The organism is Nitrosomonas sp. ANs5 (assembly GCF_050584665.1).
Classification (GTDB): Bacteria; Pseudomonadota; Gammaproteobacteria; order Burkholderiales; family Nitrosomonadaceae; genus Nitrosomonas.
The window spans coordinates 1-2,511 of sequence record NZ_JBEUDO010000115.1 but is presented as its reverse complement, the minus strand read 5'-3'; the positions used below and the strand labels follow the sequence as shown (position 1 = coordinate 2,511).

Genomic DNA, 2,511 nt, shown 5'->3' with positions numbered 1-2,511 from the left:
AATAGAACGACTATTCGCCTCAAATGATCGAAAAATCCCGCTCAACCAGCCTCGCCCTCGCTACGATCGCTATTCTCGGACAGCCTCCTAGGCAGAATCCAAGTGCTGGATGGTCATTGCATGGATTTCAATATAACGCTGGTATTTTTTCTCCTTGATGGCATCGATATGTACAAGAATCAGGGCGTCCACGCAATTCGAGAAATCTGGATCGATATTAAAGCCCAAAAATTCACAGCCGCCCGGCTGGCATAGTTCCGCATATTGTTTATACAACACAGGCACCTTTACACCAAAATCGTTCATGCGCTCTTTGAGAATGGAATATGCACGCTTATATTCCGCTTCGCTTGACACCTTACTAAAGGGGGCAAAATACCGGGTTCGGGCAAATTCGAATGGGAGTCTGGGCGTAGACAGCTTTTTTTCATTGCCAAAGAGTTCTGTGTAAAAACTCGCAATCACTTTCTGTGCCGGTACAGGCAATGAAATACTCATCGAAACCGGTCCAAACAGATAACGTATCTCGGGATGCAGATAAAGATAGGCGCCGATTCCGTACCAGAGATAATCCAGACTGCGCTTTCCCTGATATCTGGGTTGGATGAAACTGCGTCCCAGTTCTATGGCATGTTCGAGATAGGGTATGAATGATTGATCGAACTTGAATAAGCTATTGGTATAGAGTCCTGTTTCCCCGAATTTTCCAAGAATTTTGTTGGCTTCCCCGATACGGTAGGAACCGATAATTTCCAGCTCATCTTCATCCCATAAAATAAGGTGCCGGTAATAGCGGTCATATTGATCGATATCCAAGGCATTACCCGTGCCCTCCTGCACCTGCCGGAAAGCTAGCTCGCGCAAGCGGCCAATTTCCCGCATCACACTGGAATTGGGCTTGTAATCAAACAGATAAATATGCTTGCCATCCTGGGTCCGGCCAATTAGCGGCGAAGCGCGCAGTTCCTTCCGAATCAACTTGGTTTTGACCGGGTGGATAATATTTTCCACTGGCTTGAACAGCTCTTTTTTCTTTTTCCGGCTCAACAAATAAATCTGTTGACGCATTAATTTTGCGATATGCTTTTTCTGCATACCCATTGCTGCTATCGAATCCCAGGGTATCGGCTTGCCAATCCTGAATACAATTTCGCTGCCCTTTTGATTGAACATTTCATTGACCAGCATCATCGTACCGAGCGGCTTATAGATACTCGAAAGACCATAAAAAAGCATCGAATTTTTTCCGCCAATATATATGGGAACAATCGGCGCCTGCGTTTTCTTGGCCAGGGATAAGAAACCGGTTTTCCACTTGCCGTCACGAATGCCCATTGGGCAAATACGCGAAACTTCTCCGGTCGGAAACATGATGACAGCCTGCTCCGCTTCCAATGCCTCGACAAACTGATGCAGGCTACCGCGATGGTTGGCAGATTCTGACAAATTATCGATCGAGAGAAACAAACTTTGCAGAGGCTCAATACAACTCAGCCACGACGTTGTAACAATTTTTATATCCGTTCTGATCTCCGATACCAATTTGAGCAGCGCGAGCCCATCCAGAGAACCAAGGGGATGATTGGCGACAATCAACACACGTCCCTGATCAGGGATACGGGCCCGGTCCTTGCTGGAAACTTGGAAAGTAAAATTGAAATGTTCGAGGACGGCATCATTGAATTCCAGCCCCTCCAGATGCCGGTGGGTTTCAATAAAAGCGTTGATCTCATTTTGATGGAAAAGCATCTTCAAGACGGAAGAAGCGACCTTCCGCAACGGTTTATCGATACGCTTATCCACCCTCTGAAAATAATCTTTAAACAAGGCATCGACATCAAGCATATATCTCCACTCCCTCACATAAGTTCCGGATAAGATATACGATCAATATGACCAAGAAATTACACCCCGGAAAATCCAGAAACAGCGTCTTACTGGTAATCCGGGAACGTCACCCCCAGCAGATCAAGCGGGTCTCACCGAGTTCCGGCAAACAAGGCTGAATCCGGTTCGAACCATTGACTGACGGTATGGGCCAACCATTCTGGTTCATCCAGCAGCAAATCATGGCCTGCGGTCGCATGCTCTATAAAGTCAGTTTGCCAGACTTGTGCCAGCGCCAGGCCACAGCGGTAATCCACCAGACGGTCCGCCCGGCTGGATACAATCAGCACCGGTTGCCGGGGTTTGGCGGTGACGGAAAATTTTGAAGCAGCCAGAAATTGATTCCTGGCGCTGATTATGGAGACCGGATGTTGTCGCTGCCATTGTTGCCAACGTTCGAGCAGCTCGCTGTCGTGACGGTGGCAGTTCGAAGTGAGCGCCAGAATATCCGCTTCCCTATGCAGAGCCGGCCTGAAAAGCATTCTGATGAGACGGGGATAGATTGTCCAGCGCAAGCGCTGGTAAAACGGAGAGAGCGGTCTCGCACTGGTATTGATCAAAACCGCTGCTTCCACTTCATCCGGGTAGCGAATCATCCAGTCAATAGCGATCATCCCGCCCATC

The 2,511-nt window shown here is 48.1% G+C and carries 2 protein-coding genes; both read right to left on the bottom strand.

The genetic code is table 11. The features are described from left to right. Positions 1-87 precede the first annotated feature (87 nt). Positions 88-1,845 carry a GNAT family N-acyltransferase gene (locus ABTW62_RS13810; protein ID WP_430905153.1) on the bottom strand — a complete coding sequence of 586 codons (1,758 nt, stop codon included), beginning with the start codon at positions 1,843-1,845 and terminating at the stop codon, positions 88-90. A gap of 134 nt (positions 1,846-1,979) precedes the next feature. After that, the coding region (locus tag ABTW62_RS13805) for an alpha/beta fold hydrolase (protein ID WP_430905152.1) at positions 1,980-2,511 on the bottom strand (532 nt) is incomplete at its 5' end.

Excerpts from the sequence above, each read along its gene's own strand:
- ABTW62_RS13810 (WP_430905153.1), bottom strand. The coding sequence starts at position 1,845 with ATGCTTGATGTCGATGCCTTGTTTAAAGATTATTTTCAGAGGGTGGAT.